The organism is Ferruginibacter sp., from assembly GCF_031391665.1.
Lineage (GTDB): Bacteria > Bacteroidota > Bacteroidia > Chitinophagales > Chitinophagaceae > Ferruginibacter.
Genome location: NZ_JANMUN010000179.1, coordinates 1 through 22,007, shown reverse-complemented (window position 1 = coordinate 22,007; position 22,007 = coordinate 1). Strand labels below are relative to the sequence as shown.

Annotated in this window: 18 protein-coding genes; 11 read left to right on the top strand and 7 right to left on the bottom strand. The window is 36.9% G+C overall.

What is annotated here, in order from left to right; genetic code table 11:
• Positions 1–193 precede the first annotated feature (193 nt).
• The 3 genes from ACY651_RS13735 (at position 194) to gldA (ending at position 4,162) form a co-directional block, all read left to right on the top strand.
• Positions 194–1,450 carry a DNA polymerase III subunit gene (locus ACY651_RS13735; protein WP_462253692.1) on the top strand — a complete coding sequence of 419 codons (1,257 nt, stop codon included), beginning with the start codon at positions 194–196 and terminating at the stop codon, positions 1,448–1,450.
• Between the two features lie 297 nt (positions 1,451–1,747).
• The gene (locus ACY651_RS13730; RefSeq protein WP_462253690.1) at positions 1,748–3,184 is read left to right on the top strand and encodes a PSP1 domain-containing protein; all 1,437 of its coding nucleotides are present in this window, start codon (positions 1,748–1,750) and stop codon (positions 3,182–3,184) included.
• Positions 3,185–3,247: 63 nt separating this feature from the next.
• Positions 3,248–4,162 (top strand): gliding motility-associated ABC transporter ATP-binding subunit GldA, encoded by a 915-nt coding sequence (gene gldA / locus ACY651_RS13725; protein WP_462253688.1) that lies wholly within the window; start codon positions 3,248–3,250, stop codon positions 4,160–4,162.
• Positions 4,163–4,165: 3 nt separating this feature from the next.
• On the opposite strand, the gene ACY651_RS13720 is transcribed toward gldA, so the two are convergent.
• Complete coding sequence (locus tag ACY651_RS13720; RefSeq protein ID WP_462253686.1) at positions 4,166–5,215, bottom strand: Fic family protein; 1,050 nt, start codon at positions 5,213–5,215, stop codon at positions 4,166–4,168.
• A 194-nt stretch (positions 5,216–5,409) separates the two neighbouring features.
• Here ACY651_RS13720 and eno point away from each other — a divergent pair, with 194 nt between their 5' ends.
• The 6 genes from eno to ACY651_RS13690 all read left to right on the top strand — a co-directional run bounded on the left by eno (position 5,410) and on the right by ACY651_RS13690 (position 10,240).
• Positions 5,410–6,699, top strand: a complete 1,290-nt coding sequence (gene eno / locus ACY651_RS13715; protein ID WP_462253684.1) for a phosphopyruvate hydratase — start codon at positions 5,410–5,412, stop codon at positions 6,697–6,699.
• An 85-nt stretch (positions 6,700–6,784) separates the two neighbouring features.
• Entirely contained in the window at positions 6,785–7,093 is a 309-nt protein-coding gene (locus ACY651_RS13710) for an FtsB family cell division protein (protein WP_462253682.1), read from the top strand.
• A 93-nt stretch (positions 7,094–7,186) separates the two neighbouring features.
• On the top strand, positions 7,187–7,426 hold the full coding sequence (locus ACY651_RS13705) for a hypothetical protein (protein ID WP_462253680.1): 240 nt from the start codon (positions 7,187–7,189) through the stop codon (positions 7,424–7,426).
• Positions 7,427–7,480: 54 nt separating this feature from the next.
• Positions 7,481–8,131 carry an endonuclease III gene (nth, locus tag ACY651_RS13700; RefSeq protein ID WP_462253678.1) on the top strand — a complete coding sequence of 217 codons (651 nt, stop codon included), beginning with the start codon at positions 7,481–7,483 and terminating at the stop codon, positions 8,129–8,131.
• Positions 8,132–8,196: 65 nt separating this feature from the next.
• Positions 8,197–9,117 carry a hypothetical protein gene (locus ACY651_RS13695; protein WP_462253676.1) on the top strand — a complete coding sequence of 307 codons (921 nt, stop codon included), beginning with the start codon at positions 8,197–8,199 and terminating at the stop codon, positions 9,115–9,117.
• A gap of 187 nt (positions 9,118–9,304) precedes the next feature.
• Positions 9,305–10,240 carry a hypothetical protein gene (locus ACY651_RS13690; protein ID WP_462253674.1) on the top strand — a complete coding sequence of 312 codons (936 nt, stop codon included), beginning with the start codon at positions 9,305–9,307 and terminating at the stop codon, positions 10,238–10,240.
• An 81-nt stretch (positions 10,241–10,321) separates the two neighbouring features.
• On the opposite strand, the gene ACY651_RS13685 is transcribed toward ACY651_RS13690, so the two are convergent.
• From ACY651_RS13685 to ACY651_RS13665, 5 genes are all read right to left on the bottom strand, one after another.
• Positions 10,322–12,070 carry a T9SS type B sorting domain-containing protein gene (locus ACY651_RS13685; RefSeq protein ID WP_462253672.1) on the bottom strand — a complete coding sequence of 583 codons (1,749 nt, stop codon included), beginning with the start codon at positions 12,068–12,070 and terminating at the stop codon, positions 10,322–10,324.
• 44 nt (positions 12,071–12,114) lie between these two features.
• Positions 12,115–13,689: a DUF1501 domain-containing protein gene (locus tag ACY651_RS13680; protein WP_462253670.1), complete on the bottom strand. Its 1,575-nt coding sequence runs from the start codon at positions 13,687–13,689 to the stop codon at positions 12,115–12,117.
• 18 nt (positions 13,690–13,707) lie between these two features.
• Positions 13,708–15,390: a DUF1800 domain-containing protein gene (locus ACY651_RS13675; RefSeq protein ID WP_462253668.1), complete on the bottom strand. Its 1,683-nt coding sequence runs from the start codon at positions 15,388–15,390 to the stop codon at positions 13,708–13,710.
• A gap of 174 nt (positions 15,391–15,564) precedes the next feature.
• The gene (locus ACY651_RS13670; protein WP_462253666.1) at positions 15,565–16,074 is read right to left on the bottom strand and encodes a hypothetical protein; all 510 of its coding nucleotides are present in this window, start codon (positions 16,072–16,074) and stop codon (positions 15,565–15,567) included.
• 204 nt (positions 16,075–16,278) lie between these two features.
• Positions 16,279–18,123, bottom strand: coding sequence for a 2-oxoacid:acceptor oxidoreductase subunit alpha (locus ACY651_RS13665; protein WP_462253664.1), 1,845 nt, complete (start codon positions 18,121–18,123; stop codon positions 16,279–16,281).
• A gap of 125 nt (positions 18,124–18,248) precedes the next feature.
• On the opposite strand from ACY651_RS13665, the gene ACY651_RS13660 reads away from it, so the two are divergent.
• Positions 18,249–19,376: a formimidoylglutamase gene (locus ACY651_RS13660; protein ID WP_462253662.1), complete on the top strand. Its 1,128-nt coding sequence runs from the start codon at positions 18,249–18,251 to the stop codon at positions 19,374–19,376.
• A 51-nt stretch (positions 19,377–19,427) separates the two neighbouring features.
• Here the strand turns inward: ACY651_RS13660 and ACY651_RS13655 are convergent, their stop codons facing one another.
• Entirely contained in the window at positions 19,428–20,423 is a 996-nt protein-coding gene (locus tag ACY651_RS13655; RefSeq protein WP_462253660.1) for a potassium channel family protein, read from the bottom strand.
• Positions 20,424–20,462: 39 nt separating this feature from the next.
• Between ACY651_RS13655 and ACY651_RS13650 the strand changes: the two genes are divergently transcribed.
• Positions 20,463–21,803, top strand: coding sequence for a D-alanyl-D-alanine carboxypeptidase (locus ACY651_RS13650; protein ID WP_462253658.1), 1,341 nt, complete (start codon positions 20,463–20,465; stop codon positions 21,801–21,803).
• Positions 21,804–22,007: the final 204 nt, after the last annotated feature.

The window sequence follows — 22,007 nt, the reverse complement described above, 5'->3', positions numbered from 1 at the left end:
GTGAACTTTACGAAAGCGGAACATTATATAAACATGCTTCGGGTAAATGGATAATCATTCACAATGAAAAAGAAAAATCTACAAAGATAATTGGCGGCTGCGAAGGTCCGCTGTGGATTGATTTTAAACAAAAACGTTTCTGGACCTGTTAGATAAATTCTTTTCAATCCTCTGTTCTTTTATCTTTGCACCCATGCAATTCCATTCTATCACCGGCCAAAAAGAAACCGAGGAACATTTGGTTCAAATGATTCAGCACAACCGGCTGAGCCATGCTTTATTGTTTTTAGGTAAAGAAGGCAGCGGTGCTTTGCAGTTGGCAATGGCGTTTGCTCAATACATTGTTTGCGAAAAAGTAAATGGAAAGCAGTTGAAAGTTGACAGTGGACAGATGACAGCTGGACCATCTTTATTCGGAGAACCTGAACCTATCGCAGAGCCCCAACTGCTAACTAACAACCAACAACTAACAACTTTTTCCGACTCCTGCGGCGAATGTGCGGCATGCAAGAAAGCCACCGCACTCATTCATCCCGATATACATTTCAGTTACCCGGTTATTACAAAAAAGGCTGGCGAAAAACCTATTAGCGCCGATTTTATAAAAGAGTGGCGGGAGTTTGTAGTGCAAAGCCCTTATGGTAACGTGTACGACTGGTTGCAATTTATTGGTGCCGAAAACAAACAAGGCAATATCACCGCCACAGAATGCAACGATATTAACCGCACCATGAGTCTTAAAAGTTTTGAGAGCGAATATAAAATTCTCATTATGTGGAAGCCGGAGTTTTTAGGCAAAGAAGGCAATAAATTATTAAAACTGATAGAAGAACCACCACCAAATACCCTTTTTATTTTTGTTGCCGAAAACGAAGACTTGATTTTGCCGACCATTTTATCAAGAACGCAATTGGTAAAAATTCCTTTGCTCAGCAATTTAGAAGTAGAGGCTGCTTTGGAATTAAAAGAAGGCGTTAATATAAATAAAGCCGGGCAAATTGCTGCGCTTGCCGAAGGCAATTACCGGGAAGCCCTGCAATTATTGCAACATGCTGAAGACGACTGGCAGGCCATGTTGAGAGATTGGCTCAATGCTGTTTTAAAAACCGGACCAGTTGCCCAAGTTAAATGGATTGACGAAACAGCCAAGCTGGGCCGGGAAAAACAAAAACAATTTCTTAAATATTTTATTCATTTGCTGGAACAAGCCGTAAGGCTGAGGGCAATGGAAACAACAGGCAACAAGCAATTGGCAAATACTGCCGATACTGACTTTGCATTACGCCTGAACAAGATTTGCAGCATCGGCCAGCAGGAAGCTATTATCAACGAATTGGACAAGGCCAGCTACTATATTGAGCGTAATGCCAATGCCAAAATGCTCTTTCATGCCCTTTCTATCAGGTTATACCACATTATTAGCAACAAATCAGTAATTTTGGTGAACTGAGGAAATTGAAACGGGGAACAGACAATTACTAAGAACGATTATTTTGTTTTCAGCATATAATCTTTGGTCAATATTAAGGCGTTTTATTTTTTATGGCATTTCACTATTCAATTCATTAATGCCCAATAGAGATATATCGTACAAGAGTGCGACGCCAATGAAGCCACATAGTAATTCTTCAGCCGGGTTCAAAAAAATTCCTACTTATTAAAAATGAATTGCCTGCTTCAGCGTTAATAACGAAATGCAGTTAAGTCATTTTAAATTATCAATTAACCAATTATCAATTACTAAGATATGGGATGTGGAAGCGGAGGATGCGGCACAAAAGATGGGGCACCGGGTGGTTGCCAAAGCCACGGCAGTTGCAGCACCGGCGGTTGCAACCGAATGAATGTACACGACTGGCTGGCCAATTTACCTTTCAGCGACCCCGAAAGTAATTGCCGCATTATTGAAGTAAGTTTTAATAATGGCAGCCGCAAAGATTTCTTTAAAAATAACACCCTGCATTTTTACGAAAAAGGCGACATGATTGCTGTGGAAGGCATCAGCGGTTTTGACGTGGGCATGGTAAACATTACTGGTGAGCTGGTACGTTTACAAATGAAGAAAAAAAATGTTGATGAAAAAAGCCCCGACATTAAAAAGGTTTTGCGCCGTGCCAGCGATACTGACATTGCAAAAATGAAAGAAACCAAAGCAAGGGAAGCACAGGTATTAATTCGCAGCCGTGCCATGGCCCGCCAGTTAAATTTAGAATTAAAAATGGCAGAAGTGGAAATACAGGCCGATGGCCGCAAAGCCACTTTCTTTTATATTGCCGATGACCGTGTGGATTTTAGAGAGCTCATAAAATTATACGCCGGCGAGTTTAAAGTAAAAGTAGAAATGCGCCAGATTGGTGCCAGGCAGGAAGCTGGTAAGGTTGGGGGCATTGGCAGTTGCGGCCGGGAATTGTGTTGCAGCAGCTGGCTTACCGATTTTAAAAGTGTAAATACTAACGCAGCCCGTTACCAGAATTTAAGCATCAACCAAACTAAACTGAGCGGCCAATGCGGCCGCCTGAAATGTTGTTTAAATTACGAGCTGGATACTTATATGGATGCATTGCAATTTTTTCCTGATGATGCAGATATGCTGGAGATGGAAAGAAGCCGTGCTTTTTTAGTGAAAAAGGATATTTTTAAAAACCTGATGTGGTACACCATGCCGGATAGTAATAAACAATATCCGCTTACTATTGAAAGGGTTAAAAAAATAAAAGAACTCAACCGCCAGGGTGTAAGGCCGGCAGATTTGGAGCCTGTAGAAGTAATAACCAGCAAACCAAAAGATATTGAACCGGTGTATGCAGATGTGGTGGGGCAAATAAGTTTGAAGAGCCTTGAAAAAACAAGCCGCAAAAGAAGGGATAATGAGAGAAATCAGCAGGGAGATAACAGGCAACAGGGCAACAGGCAGGGAGATAACAGACAACAAGGCGGCAGACAACAACAAGGGAATCGGCAGGAAGGAAACAGGCCACAGCAAGCTGGTGGTGGTAATCAACAAAATCGTGGTGGGCAGCAACAAGGCGGTGGCCAACCTAACCGTGGCGGACAAAATCAGCAACGGCCTAATCCAAATCAACAAAACAGGCAACAAAGGCCGCCACAAAATAGAGGTGGGCAAAATCAGCAGCGGCCAAATCCAAACCAGGGCCCAAAAAATGAAGGTGAAAAAAATAATTAACTAATAATAATCACGTCAGGTTTTATCGCCTGACGTTTTTACTTTTACAACATAATTTTTTAAATGTCCATTACAGTAAACAATCTCTCCAAAATTTACGGCGCTCAAAAAGCAGTTAATAGTATTTCGTTTACCATTAATAAAGGGGAAATAGTTGGTTTTTTGGGGCCGAATGGTGCAGGCAAATCAACCACCATGAAAATTATTACCGGTTACCTTAAAGCCGACGCTGGCAATGCTGCAGTATGTGGTATTAATGTTGATGAAAACAGTAACGAAACCAAAAAGAAAATTGGTTATCTGCCCGAAGCTAATCCGTTGTACTATGATATGTATGTAAGAGAGTATTTAGATTTTGTAAGCAATGTGCATGAAGTAAATAACAAAAAAGAAAAAATAGAAGAAGTAATAAAAACTGTTGGCTTAAGTGTGGAAGCCAATAAAAAAATTGGGCAATTAAGTAAAGGCTACAAACAACGTGTAGGGTTGGCCGCTGCATTAATTCACAACCCCGATGTATTGATTTTAGACGAGCCTACCAGCGGCCTGGACCCAAACCAAATTGTAGAAATAAGAGAAGTGATAAAAGAACTGGGTAAAAATAAAACGGTGTTGTTTTCTTCGCATATTATGCAGGAAGTAGAAGCCATTTGCGACAGGGTAATTATTATTAACAAAGGGAATATTGTTGCAGATGATTCGTTGAGCAATTTACAAAAAGGCAATACTTCTTTACAAATAATAACAGTTAGTTTTAAAGAGGCAATAAATAGCGAATGGCTTAGCAACTTAACAAACGTTACTGCTGTTAAAAATATTCAACAATCAATGTTCAATATTCAATGTACAAATGCAGAGGCAGTAAAAAAACAAATTTTACAACTGGCTATAGATAAAAATTTAAATATTGTATCGCTGCAAAGTGAAAGCAGCAATAGTTTGGAAGAAGTATTTAGAACATTGACGGAGGGTAAATAAAAATTACTGGTGTGTGTACCAGGTGCCTTTCCCCTTTCCATTTTTTACAAGCTGGTTTATTTTTACTAAATTATCAAGGTGCCTTTTAATAGTATTTCGATTTGTATCGGTCAAAATAGTATTTATTTCCCCAATAGTTATTTTGCCTCTTGCAGTTGCTAAATCAATAATTTTTTTTGATAATAAAGGCAGTTTTGCAAGTAATAAATGTTCTCTTTCTAATTTTATTTCTAACTTTTGTTTTTGCAATTGCAATGCCTTTAAAAAATAAGTTACCCATGGCTGCCAGTTTGGGTTTTCTTTTTTTAGTGTGGCCTGCGTTTGCCGTAATGAAAGGTAATAGCCTTGTTTATTTTGTTCAATTACCGCTTCTAATGAACTATAAGGCACATAAACATATCCGGCCATCAAAAGTAAATAGGTTGTAATAATTCTTAATAACCTTCCATTACCATCCTGAAAAGGATGAATTGCTAAAAACTCAACTATAAAAAAAGATATTATTAAAAGCGGGTGTATTTTTTTTTCTTCAATTTCTTTTCTTGCCCATACTATTAATTGCTCCATATGCACAGGCGTTTCAAAAGGAGTTGCTGTTTCAAACACCACACCTATTATTTTTCCTTCAGTATTTAATGCTACTACATTATTAGCGGATGTTTTATAATTTCCTCTATGCCAACTGTCTTTTTCGCTGTATTGCAGTAAAATACTGTGCAGTTGTTTTATATAATTTTCAGTAAGAGGAATATCTTTATAGTTTTGAAAAATAATATTCATTGCAGCAGCATAACCTCCTGCTTCCTGTTGATCTCTTGTTTCAAATTTTTGTATTTTAAGATTTGCTAATAATATTTCAACTTCATAATCTGTAAGTTTACTTCCTTCAATACGTGTACTGGATCCAATACTCTCTATTGTTGCTACTTTTTGCAATTGAACCAGTTGATCCGGAGCTAAACTGCCTAATGCTTTCCAAGTGCCTTTAAACTCATCGATTTCTGCAATTAAAGAAACTATTTCATTTGTAATTTGTAATGATTCTATATTCATTTTTGAAAAATTTGCACATTAAAAATTTTAAAATACCCAATTGTATACCCAAAAATACCCAAATAAGTGAAAATACCCAATTACATACCCAAAAATATCCAATAAAGGCCCTTCAATATAATTTTGCTTTTATCCTAACTAAAGCAGAAATTTGCAAACTATCTAACTTTTAAAATAAAAACCTCCAAAAAACAATGAGTTACATCGCATCCATTCATGCCCGTCAAATTTTAGACAGCCGTGGCAATCCTACAGTAGAAGTTGACGTGTTAACGGAAAACGAACATTTAGGCAGAGCTGCTGTACCAAGCGGAGCCAGCACCGGTATTCACGAAGCGGTGGAATTAAGAGACGATAACAAAAAAATATACGGGGGCAAAGGTGTTTTAAAAGCCGTAAAGAATGTAAATACCATTATTGCAGATAATTTACTGGGCTGGGATATTGCAGACCAAACCGGTATTGATGCTGCATTACAAGGTTTAGATGGCACAGCTAATAAAGGGAAACTTGGTGCTAATGCCATGCTGGCCGTTAGTATGGCAGTTGCAAAAGCCGCAGCGCTTGAAGCTAACCTTCCTTTGTACAGATACATTGGTGGAACAAACGCAAAAATTTTACCTATACCAATGATGAATATTTTAAATGGTGGTGCACATGCCGATAATAAAATAGACTTTCAGGAATTTATGGTAATGCCTATTGGTGCAACATCTTTTAGTGAAGGCTTACGGTGGGGTGTAGATATTTTTCATGCATTAAAAACTGTATTAAAAAAGAAAGGCTTTAGCACTAACGTGGGTGATGAAGGCGGCTTTGCTCCCAATATTCAAAGTAATGAAGAAGCTATTGAAACAGTGTTGACAGCTATACAAGTGGCAGGTTATAAAACCGGCAGCCAGGTTATGATTGCAATGGATGCCGCTAACAGCGAATTATGGAATGCAAAAGAAAAAAAATATATTTTTCATAAGAGTGATGGAAAGAAAATGACGAGTGAACAACTGGTGGCTTACTGGGCAAGCTGGGTAAAACAATATCCTATTTGCAGTATTGAAGATGGTATGGCAGAAGATGATTGGAAAGGATGGAAAATGCTTACTGAAGCAGTAGGTAAAAAATGCCAGTTAGTGGGTGATGATTTATTTGTTACCAACGTTACAAGATTAGAGAGAGGAATTAACGAGGGTATCGCCAATGCCTTATTGGTTAAAGTAAACCAGATTGGTACTGTTACAGAAACCATTAATGCAGTAAGTATGGCACAGCAGGCTGGCTACAATACTATCATGAGCCACAGAAGCGGAGAAACTGAAGATACCACTATAGCGGACCTTGCTGTGGCACTAAATTGCGGACAAATTAAAACCGGCTCTGCATCACGTACCGATCGTATGGCTAAATACAACCAGCTTATCCGTATTGAAGAAATATTGGGCGAGAGCGGCATTTATCCAAAAGGAAAGATTAAATTTGGTCAATAAATATTGGGTTAGAGTTTAGAAGTTTAGTGGTTTATTTAAAGCACCCCCCTAAACTTCTAAACACCTAAGCTTCTAAACAAAAAACTTGAAGTTTTTACAACACATACCATCGTGGCTAAAAAATAAATACCTTATTTCTGGTGTGGCATTTTTAATTTGGATGCTTTTTTTTGATAAAAATGATTTGTTTTTGCAGATGGACAGGATAAATCATTCAAAAGAATTAACCAAAAACGAGCAGTATCAAAGCATACAAATAATCGAAACCCATAAAGAATTGGGCTTTTTAAAAACAAGTGCCCAAACCATTGAAAAATATGCCCGTGAAAACTATATGATGAAAAAAGATAATGAAGATCTCTTTATCATAAACTCCCCCTCCGAAAGCAAATAAATTTGCATTAAAATACAATATCGCCGTAAAAATACCGTTTATAAATACGGATAATGGATATTTAATTTTTTAACACAAGCCACTTTATTGTTTATGCACAACTTTACACAGGAAGATTTATTATTGTATTTGTATAATGAAACTTCCCAAAAACAAACAGTCGAAATAAAGGCTGCTTTGGAGACTGACTGGAGTCTTCGTGAAAAATTTGAAGAGCTTACATTAGCTCAGAAAAATTTGGAAACGCTGCAAATGTCGCCAAGCCAGCAAACTATTGACAACATTTTAAATTATGCCGAAAAAGCTGTTAGCGAACTTTCTGCATCAGTTTAAAATCGTAATCTTTTTAACGTAATTTAGTCCTGCCCTTACGGTGGGATTTTTTTTATGACCAAAAAAGAACGTTACCAGTTTGTTATTGATTATTTTTTACAGCATGCGCCTGATGCTGAGACAGAATTAATTTACGATAACCCCTTTCAGCTATTAGTATCCGTAATTTTATCGGCGCAATGCACCGATAAAAGGGTTAATCTTACCACACCATTAATTTTTGAAAAATATCCTACTGCTGCAGCACTTAGTAAAGTAAGTTTTGAAGAACTTTTTCCGCTTGTCAAAAGCATTTCTTATCCCAATAACAAAACCAAACATTTAATTGCAATGGCCAATATGCTGATGCAAAAATTTAATGGCAAAGTACCTATGACGGTGGATGAATTAATTGAATTACCCGGCGTAGGCAGAAAAACTGCAAACGTTATAACTTCAGTTATAGATCAACAACCTAATATGGCTGTTGATACACATGTTTTCAGGGTAAGTGCAAGAATTGGATTAACCACAAATGCAACAACTCCTTTAGCTGCCGAAAAACAATTAATAAAAAATTTTCCGGCTCATTATGTTTACAAAGCCCATCACTGGCTTATACTGCATGGTCGCTATGTTTGCACAGCCCGAAACCCGAAATGTAACATTTGCGGCATAAAAAGCATTTGTAAATTTGTTGCTATAAAAAAAAAGGCTGATATTTAACCACGGAATTCAGGTTATCCTTTTAAAAAATCATCGCATTTCTAACTAAAAGGCAACCTTAATTAATGAAAAGATTAGCTTCTTCAGTATGCATAGTTATTCTATTAACATGCACTCCCCGGCAAACCATTGCACAACCCGATTTTTCTGATGATCTATATTACAGCAACAATGTTACTTACGAAATTGGTGGCTCTATCGGTGTAATGAACTGCCTGACCGATTTAGGAGGCAGAAAAGGAATAGGAAAAAAATTTATTAAAGATATTAATCTGGGCAAGACCCAACCTGCAGGAAGTGTTTTTGTAAGTGCCGTTTATAAAAATGCTTTGGTGTTAAGATCGGAAGCAACCTGGGGAGTTGTAACCGCTACCGATGCCATACTTAAAAATGTTAAAGAAACTACTTTTGGCAGGTACGAAAGAAACCTGAGTTTCAGGAGTACAATTTTTGAAGTAGCACTGATTACAGAAATCCATCCACGTTTTTTTAGAAAATATGCTGACGATGAAAAATTACCGAGGTTTTCGCCTTACGCATTGGGTGGTATTGGATATTTCAGGTTTAATCCTCAAGCAAAGCTTGATAGCGAATGGATAGATTTACAGCGTTTGGCTACAGAAGGACAGGGATTTGTAGAATACCCTCACAAAAAAATTTACAAACTAAAACAGATAAACTTTCCAGTTGGAGCAGGTTTTAAATACAAACTATCCCCACTTTTTAACTTTAGTGCAGAGTTTGTTTACCGTATACTAAATACCGATTATTTAGATGATGTAAGCACTACTTATATTGACCCAATTACATTTAGTAACCCACTTAATAATTACAGTGTAATTGACTTGGCCAGGGTATTAAAGTTGTATGACCGGCAAAGTGAAATAAATCCTTCCCATATTACCAACGTAGGAGATACCAGAGGAAATCCAAAAAATAAGGATGCGTACTTTTCAATTAACCTGAAAGTAGGATTTATTTTTTAACAGATAGTTTTTCATTTAAAACTACTATTGGCAGTGATGCAGCGTATAAGATTTATAAAGCATCTGAAAATTTGTAAACAAACAATGAAAGTTGAAAATTAATTGACTAATAATCACTTTATTTGTATTCCATTCAATATCCCAATAAAGCAAGGCCAAATTACTAATACAAAAGGATATTTATTACATGAAAAAACTGCAATTAGCCGCGGCCCTTTTATTTTTACTGGTTTGCTTTTCTAAAAAAACTACTGCCCAGTATTATTTTTACGATAATAATTATTACGACAACCCCATTGTTTTTGAATTAGGCGGCTCTGTGGGTATAATGAACTGCCTTACCGATTTGGGCGGCAATAAAGGCATTGGAAAAAAGTTTATAAAAGATCTAAATTTTGGAAACATACAATTGGCAGGAAGTGTGTACTTAAGTGCAATTTTTAAAAATGCTGTTGCACTAAGAGTTGAAGGAACTTTTGGACAGGTAAAAGCTTATGACAGTATTTTAAAGAAAAACAAAACTTCTACTTTTGGCAGGTACGAACGTAACCTGAGTTTTAGAAGTTCTGTTACAGAATTTTCTGCCTTGGCAGAAATTCATCCTTTGTACATCTTTAAAAAATATGATGAAAACGATGAGATGCCCAGGTACTCGCCTTATGTAGTTGCAGGTGTTGGTTTTTTTTCGTTTAATCCTCAGGCTAAATTATTAAATAAATGGGTTGACCTTCAGCCGCTGAGTACCGAAGGCCAAGGCTTTGCCGAATACCCAAAAAGAAAACCGTATAAGTTGCAGCAAATGAGTTATCCTGTTGGTGTGGGTGTTAAATACGAACTATCGCCAATGCTTAACCTGAGAGCAGAATGTGTTTACCGTATTTTATCCACTGATTATTTAGATGATGTAAGCACAAATTATATTGATGCAAATATTTACTCCAATTATTTTACCGGAACTAAATTAACTAATGCCTTATTGTTAAACGACCGCCAGTACGAATTAGACCCTACTCATATTACAAATGATGGCGACCAGAGAGGTAATGCTAAAAACAATGACGCTTATTTTACTTTTAATCTTAAAATAGGAATAATATTTGGCAGGGAAAGAGTGAAAAGATAACCAGTTTAAAATTTAAGATTTGAAATTACAGTTTAATATCGCAATCATACATTTGTATAAGTATTTCAAATTCAATTAACCTCATCTCAGCAATAAAACCGATCCCTGCTTTTGTATAAGTTGTTTGGTACTTGGTTTTGTATAAATAACCGTCCAAACATAGCCACCCATATTTAATAAGCTGCCTTTTATTTTTCCATTCCAACCTTCAAGCGGATCTTTAGTAAAATAAATTTTTTCCCCGTACCGATTAAAAATCGTCATGCTGTAATCTGTCATATCGCAGGCATGCAAAGGCCTGAAGTTATCATTAACTCCATCGCCATTGGGTGTAAATGCATTAGGCAATAACAAAGTACAGGGGCAACTTTCAAAAACAATATTCATTTGTGCAGTATCTGTACCACAACCATTTTGCGCTGTTATACTGTATAAGCCAGATGCGGTTGCAGAATATAGGCCACCCACTGTTCCATCCTGCCATTTATAATCGGCTGCATTTGCAATTGGCTTTATAATAAATGTTTCTCCTCTGCACAATGCAGTATCTTTTGGCAATGATAATTTTAAAGTATCATTAAAAACCACATTCAGGCTGTCTTTAAATATACAATGGCCAACCGTTGCCGTTACTGCATAAAAACCGGGCTTATAAATAAAGTAAGTAGACTGATTAGTATTATTCTGATCGTCACGCTGCGGAGGAATAGATTCCCATTTATAATTTCCTGTTCCAAAATCAGCATCAAGCACCAGTGTAGTACCCAGGCACAAAGAAGTGTCATTAAAATTTAATTGTTTGTTGCCACGGTATCTTACAATCATAGTATCTACCACTTCGCATTGTTTGGCAATATTTACAAATGCCCAGTACCTGCCTTCGTTATTTATGGTAATGGTTGAATCGTTATCAATATTATAATTAACCGCATCATTTACATTTAAACCTTTGCTGCTCCATGCATAACCTGTTGCGCCACTTACATGTGCAGTTAAATTAAAAATCTCTTTTGGACACAGTAAAGTATCAGGGCCTAAATTAAATGGCGGTGCAGTATAATTGCTAAAATTAATATTTACTGTATCACTGTAAGCACCGCAACCTGCTACATTTATATTAACAATATAACGGCCACCCGGTGCTGTTACATTAAGTTGTGATTGTGTTTCCGGCAAAACCGCTCCATTTAACAACCATTGATAGGTGGCATTTTCACTTGTTGCATTTAATGAAATCTGCTCGCCCTGGCACATTACATGATCTCTGCCTAAATCAAGATTGGGCTCTGCAGTAAAAAAAACACCAATAGTGTCTGTTACCTGGCAGCCATTTATTTTTACGGTATAAGTTCCGGTTTCTTTTACCGCAAGTACAGGCCCTTTTGTGAGTGTATCATCATTCCATTCGTATATGGCATTAGCAACAATGGGTGCATTTAAAATATAAGTACCTGTATCGCCGCATAAAAAAACATCTGGACCAAAATTGTGTACAACCGATAAAACAAAAGTGATGGTATCAGTTATGTCTATTGTACCTGCGCCAATATCTACCACATGCAACGAAACAATATATGTGCCGGGAGTATTATAAATATGATTGGCCTGCTGAATATCTTTTGCAGTGTTTAGCAAACCACTTGCTGTATCACCAAAATTCCAGATTATTTGGCTGGGAAATTGTGCTGTTTCAAAAACAGTAGAATTAAAAATTACCGAAGTACCTGCACAGGCTGAACTGTGCTGTATAGCAAAAGGCATTTGAGCTATTGCTTTTTCAACTGCAAAAGTAGAGCAGAAAAAAAACAGTATTTTAAAAAAGCACTTCATCTGGTTTATTTTACAAAAGTTTTTTGGGGTGAATAGTATAATTATTATCCTCTAACTTTTAGCATTGGACGCACTTGCTGTAAAGAGCCGTTTTGTAATCTTGCATAATAAACACCACTTGCTAAAGTTGGTGTATTAAACGTAACTGTATAAGTACCCGCTGTATAAAGCTGATCTGCCAGTGTTGCAATTCTTTTACCTGCTGTATCAAATATTTGCACCAGCGTATGGCCACCCTCAGTTTTAAAAGTAATTTTTGTTGAATTGGTAAATGGATTGGGATAATTGATTATTAAATTACTGCCCAAATTATTAAGCTCCTGCATATCCATATTACATGCAGTAGATTTTATAACCGGCAGGTACTGATAATTTTTCAACAAAACTGTATCAACATCCTGTGGTGGTAAACAAAACCAATCTCTTAAAATTGTTGAATACACCGATCGAAAATCGTATTGCATCGGCACGTTATCAATGGCCTGTCCACTTGCAGGCATATCAGGGTTTTTACCGAGTATGCCCTGCTTAACGCTATCGCCAAATAAAAATATGGGTTGTGCGGCGCCGTGGTCGGTACCTAAGCTTCCGTTGCTTTGCATGCGTCTTCCAAATTCGGAAAATGTCATTCCTAAAACCCTTTTTGAAACACCTAAACCTTTAAGATCCTGTGTAAATGCAGTTATAGCTTCGGAAACCTGTTTTAATAATCCACTGTGATTACCGGTAAGTGTGTTACCGCCATTTACCTGGCCGGCATGTGTATCAAAACCTCCCATGCCCACCATATAAATTTTTGTTTTCAATCCACCGGCAACCAGCCTGGCAACAGCCTTTAATTGCGCTGCTAAATAATTATCGGCAGGATAAGCACTTTGCTGTGTAACTTTTGCAGCAGCCTTTTTTATAACTTCTGCATAGCGGTTAGTTTGCCTTGCAATGGTGCGTAAGTAAGTCAACTCCACACCACTTGGCGTATTGGGTGTTGGGTCTTGTATTGCATCAATTAAATTATAAAAATTCAAACTCTCATCAATGGCCAGTGCATCAAAACCTGTGGGGCTTAAAAATACAGGGGATAAAACCGAACCAATTTGCAATGCCAATGGATCGGGCATAATATCATTAGGAAAACCAACCGGGTAATTGGGATACTGATGATTTAAATAGCGGCCAGCCCAGCCCGTTGATAAATATTGTTCTGCATCTGCACCCGTAGTCCATATATCCATTGAACGAAAATGTGAACCATTTGGTGATGGATAACCCACAGCCTGTATGGCACATAATTTTTCATCGTTATACATTTGCTGCATACCGGTTAATGATGGATGCAAACCAGATTTAAGATTGCTATTTAATTTTAAAACACGGCTTTCGGGTATCGCAATATTGGGCCTGATACGATTGTAATCGCTGTAAAACTCTAATGGTATAATTGTATTTAAACCATCGTTGCCACCGGCTAATTGAATTAATACCAGCACATGATCATTATCGGCACCGGAAAGCGATTGTAAAAAAGCAGAGTTGCCAAATGCTTTTACCGACATGCTGCCTAATATGGAAGGCAGTATAGCTCCCTGTATAGTTTGTTTTAAAAAAGATCTTCTTTGCATAGATAAGGAATTGGATGTTTAACACAAATGATATTCTGGCAGGTTCATTATATACTTATAAAAAGATTTCAAACGGCTTAATACAATAGCTTTATTACCTGCATCTGAAGGGTTATTTTTATACGCATCCCAGGCACTTGTCCAGTAATAATCCTGGGCCTGGCCACTTAATAAAATAGAACGCTTAATAAATTCTTTTGCACTTTCAGATAATGGATATCGCAATAAAATTTCCAGCGATTGTGAAATTAATAAGTTAGGATCACGGGGGTTTGCCAACTGATCAGCAAACGCTACGGCATCAATTACTATGGTTTGATTACTGCTCATTATGCCATCAGCAATCATTCTGTCGGTAAAAATATTTCTTCGTGTGTAGGTTGCCGTATTTACCCATAATTCATGAAAAGCCGGCTCCTGGTAATACGCATACCATCCTGCAACTTCCGGTATTGCACCCAGCTCCTGCTGCATTTCGCTTGCCTCGTACTGAATACTTTGCCATACAGCATAAGTGGCTTCGTTATCGTTTGGATTTGGAAGTTTTACACTATACTCATTACACAAATCAATTACAAAATCCAGAGGGCTTTTAATAATACAGGCAGAGGAATAAATAAGATCGTAAAAATGTTTACTCTTAAATAATGTTGCCAGTACAGGCTGAATATTGAAATTGTTATTCCTAAATATTTGCGCCAGCGGTGTAATTATTGTTTGTTCAATACTGCTGTCAATTTTATAATAAATAAAAAAGCGGTAAATTTTTCTGCAGATATGTTTAGATAATTCTTCCTGTGCAAAAATCATATCCATTAAATCATCCACTTCATTTGCGCCGTTGGCACCACTGTAACCTGTAATAATTTTATTGCTGTAAAAAGAAGAAAATTCTTTGTTGGTGGAGTCATGTTTACCTGCATCAAAAAAATAAGTAAACGTAGTTGGGTTAACGGTGTGGCCTGTTAATACCAATGATGCAGCTTTTACATCGTCTTCGCTATATTTTGAATTAGGGCCTTTACCAACGGTATATAACTCCTGCAATTCTCTTGCAAAGTTTTCATTCGGCGATCCTTTAACATTACTCTCTCCATTTAAAAAGTATAACATCGCAGGGTCGAGTGTAATGGCTTTTGCCATAGTTTTAAAATTACCCAGTGCATGCTGGCGCAATGTTAAATAATGATTGTGCCAAAATTTTGCTTTTATTTTATCGCCGGAGTTGCTGGTGTCTGTTGCAAAATGATTGTGCCAGAACACCACTAATTTTTCGTGAATAGAACGTGAAGGTTGTACCGTCTGCCCCAACCACCATGTTTTAAAAGAATCAATTCTTTTTTGATTAAGTTCTTTATCGGCAAGATTAATACCAGTGTTTATCCAGGTTTGCCACAATGCTACACCACTCGGATCGGAATAACCATTTACACTGTAATTATTTAAAGGAACAGTTGAAGGCGGAGCAGTGGGCTGTAATAATTCGTCAACGGACTGTTGTACAGTTCTTGTTTTAAAATATTGTATATCCTGCAGTTTTGCACCAAACAATGTTCTTTTTAAAAGATGAACAATTTGCGGCGTTTCCCAGGTACCGGTATATTCCTGTAAACCTTCGGCTAAAGGTGCATTTAAATTATTTATAGTTTCGGCTGAATGCAGTTTTGCCTTTGTTGCTTTGGTGTGCAGCGTTTCGTTCATAAAAGGATATTGGTTTAATAACTAAAAAATAACCACAGCTTTAACTGATCTTATAAAAAAGATTTTATCAAAATTTAATCAGGGTGAAAATTCAGAACAGTATTTTGTATTACTCTGAATGGTAGGGGTTATTCTGTGTTGAACTTTATTAACAAAAATTTTGCCAAAATATTGTTATTCAAAAAAAGAAGTGGAAAATTTCCCTTCTGTCAATAATAAAGTTTTTGTTTTGGTAGAATTACTAACCCTTATCGTAAAAGCCCCTTCCACAATGCCCTGTTTTATTTTTTGCAGCTTGGTTATGGTTACTTTATTTGCAGTATCGCTAATTACATTTGCGTAGCTAACACCGGCAGAATCGGTATAGCTTGCAAATATTTCTGTGTTAAGGTATTTTCTTGCACTATCACCAGTAACTCTTATAATTAAATTATTTTTTCGCACAATGCTGTCCGGCAATTTTCCTTCAACAGAAGTAGTAAACAATGTACCTACATTTTCTTTTCTTGCTGTTGTTACTGAAAGGTTTACAGCTATAGAATCTTGTTTAAAACTGATGGAAGACAATTTAATTTCCGGCTCGGGAATGGGAACAAGTGCTTCTTGTTTTGTGCAGGAAATAAAAATGATTGCAGCAAAAATAAAAATAAGTACTGGCCTGTAGTTTTTAATAGTCAGTTGCATTGGATAATTGGGTTTAAGGATTTTACTGCTGCAATATCAGTGCCATTTTTTTTATCGACAACAAAAAAGTAAATACTTTTTTGTTGTCGATATTGGGCGGTTGTTGTGAAAATTAAACTCATAGGCACAGAGTTACACATAGACAGCAAAAAAAATCCCAACATTAAATTGGGATTTTTATTAAAATTTTACTTTTATACTTTCCTACAACAACTTCCTTATCGCCTCCACCAATTCTCCTTTAGTAATAGGTACACCCATAATTTTATTATAGCCTTTGGCATCTACAAAATAAACATCACGTATAATTTTTATCAACTGGCCGTTATTAATTTCTGGAATTAAAACCGTGTCGAAGTTTTTTAAAATATCGCCTAAGTTTTTAGGAAAGGGGCGAATGTAACGCAGGTGTGCATGGCTTACTGCAAGGCCTTCTTTTTGCAATACTGCACAGGCACTTTTTATAGAACCGTAAGTACTGCCCCAACCCAATACCAATATTTTTCCTTTAGCAGGGCCACTATCTAATGTTTGTTCAGGAATATAATTAGCAATTAAATCAACCTTGGCCTGTCTTGTTTTTACCATGTGTTCATGGTTTTCCGAATCGTAACTGATGTTACCGGTAATGTCCTGCTTTTCCAAACCACCCACACGATGTTCTAAACCTGCAGTGCCGGGTATTGCCCATGGCCTTGCTAATTTTTCGTCACGCTGGTAAGGCATAAATTTCCCATCGGCCATATTCTCTGCCGATGCAAAAGTTACTTTTATTTCGGGCAGGTCTTCACTTTTAGGAAACTTCCATGGTTCGGCACCGTTAGCAATATAACCATCACTTAAAAACATAACGGGTGTCATATGCTGTACCGCAATTCGTACCGCTTCATAAATGGCACTGAAACAATCGCTGGGTGTGCTGCTGGCAATAACCGGCATGGGGCATTCGCCATTGCGGCCATAATACGCCTGCATTAAATCGCTCTGTTCTGTTTTTGTGGGCAAACCTGTTGAAGGCCCGCCACGCTGAATATTAATTATCAGCAAAGGAATTTCGAGCATTACAGCCAAACCCATGGCTTCTGCTTTTAATGCAATGCCCGGTCCGCTGCTGGTGGTTAAACCTAAACTGCCTCCATAACTGGCACCGATGGCCGAAGTAATAGCTGCTATCTCATCTTCTGCCTGAAAAGTTTTTACACCAAAATTTTTATACTTACTTAATTCATGTAAAATATCACTTGCAGGTGTTATCGGGTAGCTGCCTAAAAATAATGGCAGTCCACTTTTTTGCGATGCTGCAATTAATCCATAGGCCACCGCCTGGTTACCCATTATGGAACGGTAAGTACCCGAATCCATTTTTGCTTTTTCTACTTTAAACCTGGTAGTAAAAGTTTCGGTAGTATCGCCAAAATTGTAACCTGCCTGTAATGCTTTGGTATTGCTTTCAAAAATTTCGGGCTTCTTCCCAAATTTATCTTTAATAAAAGTAAGGGTGTTCTCCATGTCACGGTTGTACATCCAGTATAAAAAACCCAGTACAAACATGTTTTTTGCCCTGTCTTTTTCCTTAACCCCCATCGTAATTTCTTTCAATGCCTCACGGGTCATTTTAGTTACGTCGATCTTTATCACTTCGTAATTACCCAGGCTGTTATCTTCTAAAGGATTTACACCATCAGGATAATTGGCAAGTCGCAAATTTTTTGCATCAAAGCCATCAGTATTGGCAATAATTTTTCCACCGGGTTTTAATTCTTTTAAGTTGGCTTTTAATGCAGCTGCATTCATAGCCACCAGCACATCGCAGGCATCGCCGGGAGTAAAAATTCTGTCGGATGAAAAACGCAATTGATAACCACTCACACCAGGCAGGGTTCCAATCGGGGCACGTATCTCCGCAGGAAAATCGGGAAAGGTAGATAAATCTATTCCCATCATAGCTGTGTTATTGGTAAACTGGTTACCCGTTAACTGCATACCATCGCCACTATCGCCGGCAAATTTTATTACAACATCAGTAAGTAATTCTTCTTTATAGCCCATCGTTAATTTAAATTGAGTTGCTAAGTTACTATTTTACCCTTTTTAAAAGCCTTAAATTTTGTATTTTTTACGGCAACGTTCCCACAATTTGAAATTATTAAATTAGGTTTGCCCAAATTTTTTAAATGTACGACCTGCATGATTTTTTAAAGCCCGTTTTAATTAATACCCTAAACGGAGATAATGGTTACAATGACGGGCAGTTTGCCAAAAATATCAATATATATCAAACAGAATTACCAGATATAACTGATGCAGATATTGTATTAGTTGGTGTTACAGAAACAAGGGGCTGTGGCGCTTTTGACAATGCTGAAGCTGCGCCGGATGTTATTCGTAAAGAATTATACCAATTGCATTTTTGGCATAAAGATGTGAGCATTGCAGATATTGGTAATATTAAAACCGGTGCAACTTTAAACGATAGCTATGCCGCTATTAAAACGGTGATAGCCGAATTGCTACGGCAGAATAAAACGGTGGTTATACTTGGTGGCTCACACGATATTACGCTGGCACAATATTTTGCTTATAAAGAATTAAATAAAATTGTTGAAGCTACCTGCATTGATGCCAATATTAATTTACGTGGCGAAAGCCCCGAACGCAGTGAAAATTTTTTAATGGAAATGCTTACCGGCGAGCCCAATTTAATTAAGCATTATAATCATATTGGTTTTCAAAGTTATTTTGTACACCCACGCATGCTGGAAACAATGGACAAACTGCGTTTTGATTGTTTTAGATTAGGTGTTGCTAAAGAAAATATAGAAGAGATGGAGCCGGTGTTACGCAATACTCATTTATTAAGTTTCGACATCAGCGCTATAAAATACAGCGATGCGCCTGCATCTTTACAAAGCCCTAATGGTTTTACCGGCGAAGAAGCCTGCATGCTTACCCGTTATGCCGGCATGAGTAACAACATCAGCAGTTTTGGTATTTATGGTTACCTGCCGCAGGATGATGTAAACAACCTTACTGCCAGGCAAATTGCACAAATGCTCTGGTATTTTATTGATGGAAAAAGCAGGAGCAAACAGGAAGCTGCTATTGAAGACAGAAATAATTTTAATGAATACCACAGCAGTTTTACCGAAGTAGAAACCATTTTTTTACAAAGCAAAAAAACGGGCCGCTGGTGGTTGCAGTTACCCAATAAAAAATTTATTGCCTGCAGTTACAAAGATTATATACATGCCAGCCAGAATGAAATACCGGAAAGATGGTTGAGGGCGCAGGAAAGGAATTAGGAATTTGTAATTGGGAATTTGGGGTAAAACTTTAAGAGTTTTAAATCTTCGCTACACCATTTTTTTTGCATTTTCTATTTGTTCATCGCTGCCCATTACAATTATACTTTGGCCGGGATTAATGTGGTAAGAGGAAGGTGGATTGATAGTATAATTATTAGATTGGTCTTTTATACCTAAGATAGTGCAGTTAGTATTTTTCCAGAGATCCAGTTCGTTTAGTGAAATACTTTTTTGTGCTTTTATTTCTGCCACACGAAACTCCGTATTATTTTTTGTACTCATCATCGAAAGCAGTTCCACCACATCGGGCAGCATTACCAATGTGGCCATGTGGGCACCGCCAATTTTATCGGGCATAATTACATTGCTTGCACCGGCAATCTTTAATTTTTTTATAGATGAATCCTGTGAGGCACGGCTGATGATAGTAGCATTGGGGTTTAATTGTTTTGCGGTAAGCACCACAAATAAATTATCAGCATCTACAGGTAAAGTAATGATAACTGCCCTTGCATTTTTTATACCAGCCTCAAGTAATGCTTCATCTTTGGTAGCATCACCTTTCATAAAATATTTTACTTCGAAACCCAGATCGGTTTCCAGTTCATTTTTTTCTTCCAGCACCACAAAAGGAATTTTATTATCGTGTAAAACCTGTGCACTTTCTTTACCATTGCGGCCAAAGCCACAAATGATAACATGATTTTGTAATTGTTGGATACTGTTTTCCATTTTAATCATTTTATATTTCTTTAAAAACTCCAGATCGAAAAAATAGCGGGAAAGCAAAGTGATAAAATAAGTAAATAAACCAAGATTAATTAAGATAAGGAAGATGGTAAAAATTTGTCCGTTATTGCTAAGCGGCCTTACTTCGTTAAAGCCAACAGAGGCAATAGTAATCACCGTCATGTACAGGGCTTCTAAAAAACTAAACCCTTCTATAAGTATATAACCCAATGTGCCCAGCAGCATTAACCCACCCAACAACAACACTGGTTGTAAAAGCCCTTTAAAAAGATTTAAGCGTTTTAGTAAAAACATAGTTTGTAATGTTGATGAAAATTATAACTTTAATATCAAATGAAGAAGAATAAAAAAGGAATTGGGAATTTGGAGTTAGGAATTAGGACTCTTAGTTTGCTGCTGCTTACTTTTTTTAGTTCGTGTTCTATTAACCAGCAAATTAGCAAACAGGCCAATACTATTCTTTTAAAAGATACCGCCGTTAGCAGCGGGCATATTGGTATTAGTATTTACGAACCAGCCACCAATAAATACTGGTATAATTATGATGCTACTAAATATTTTATACCGGCAAGTAATACCAAATTGTTTACGCTGTATGCAGGTATGAAATATTTGGGGGATAGTTTGGTGGGGTTGAGGTATGGAGTTCGGAAAATGGGTTTAGAATTAATCGCAGAAATAACTGCAGCGGGAGACCCAACATTTTTACTTACCGAGTTTAAAAATCAACCAGTTCTTGATTTTTTAAAAAACCAAAATAAAATATTACTGAATAAACTGCCTTACATAAATCCACTAGGGATGGGTTGGGCATGGGATGATTACCAAGAAATATACATGGCTCCAAGAAGCACTTTTCCGATGTATGGAAATGTGGTTAACATCAAGTGGCTTAATAAAGATAGCATATCTATATTTCCAAAATATTTTAATAAAGAAACTGAAAAAACGGATGTTTTTGATAGTGGCTTTAACCTGATTAAAAAATTCGGAAGTAATCATTTGATATTTACAAGTGGGTTTGATAAAAATCAAAATGTAACCTTTGAATCAGATTTATTTACAGGGATAAATTTATTAAAGGACACTTTTATCAATTTAGATATAGCATACAGCAATGGAGTAGTTAACAGTTTTGATAAGAAAGACAATACCATCCACTCCCAACCCTCCGATTCCCTATTTAAACCCATGATGCACCGCAGCGATAATTTTTTTGCAGAGCAAACTTTATTAATGGCCAGCAACGAGCATTTGGGTTTTATGAATGATGAAAAAATTATTGATACTATTTTAAAATTAGATTTAAAAGATGTGCCGCAAAAACCCAAATGGGTGGATGGCAGCGGACTGAGCCGGTATAATTTATTTACACCAAAAAGTTTTGTTTACATCCTTAATAAAATGAAAAACGAATTTGGTTTAGATAGAATGAAAGTTATTTTACCTACCGGCGGCGAAGGCACGCTAACCTCTTATTTTAAAAAAGATGCAGGTTTTATTTATGCAAAAACAGGTACCTTAAGCAATAACTGTGCATTAAGCGGTTATTTAATTACAAGTAAAGGTAAGCTGCTGATATTCTCCGTATTAGCCAATAATTATATTACCAGCGCCACACCGGTACGTAAAGCTGTGGAGCAGTTTTTACAGCAATTAAGAGAAAAATATTAATTTTTTCTGCTTTTCAGGCAACGCAACCAAAACTCAGCGTATCTATTTCATACAAACGAAAATCAATTTAACCTTTAATCTAAAATGTTTGTTATGAAAAAAATTATTACCCTTTTGCTGCTTGTACTCACAGCATTTAGTTTTACATCCACAGCGCAACCCGGCACTAACTGCAATGCCGATTTTAGCTTTCAATTTACCAGC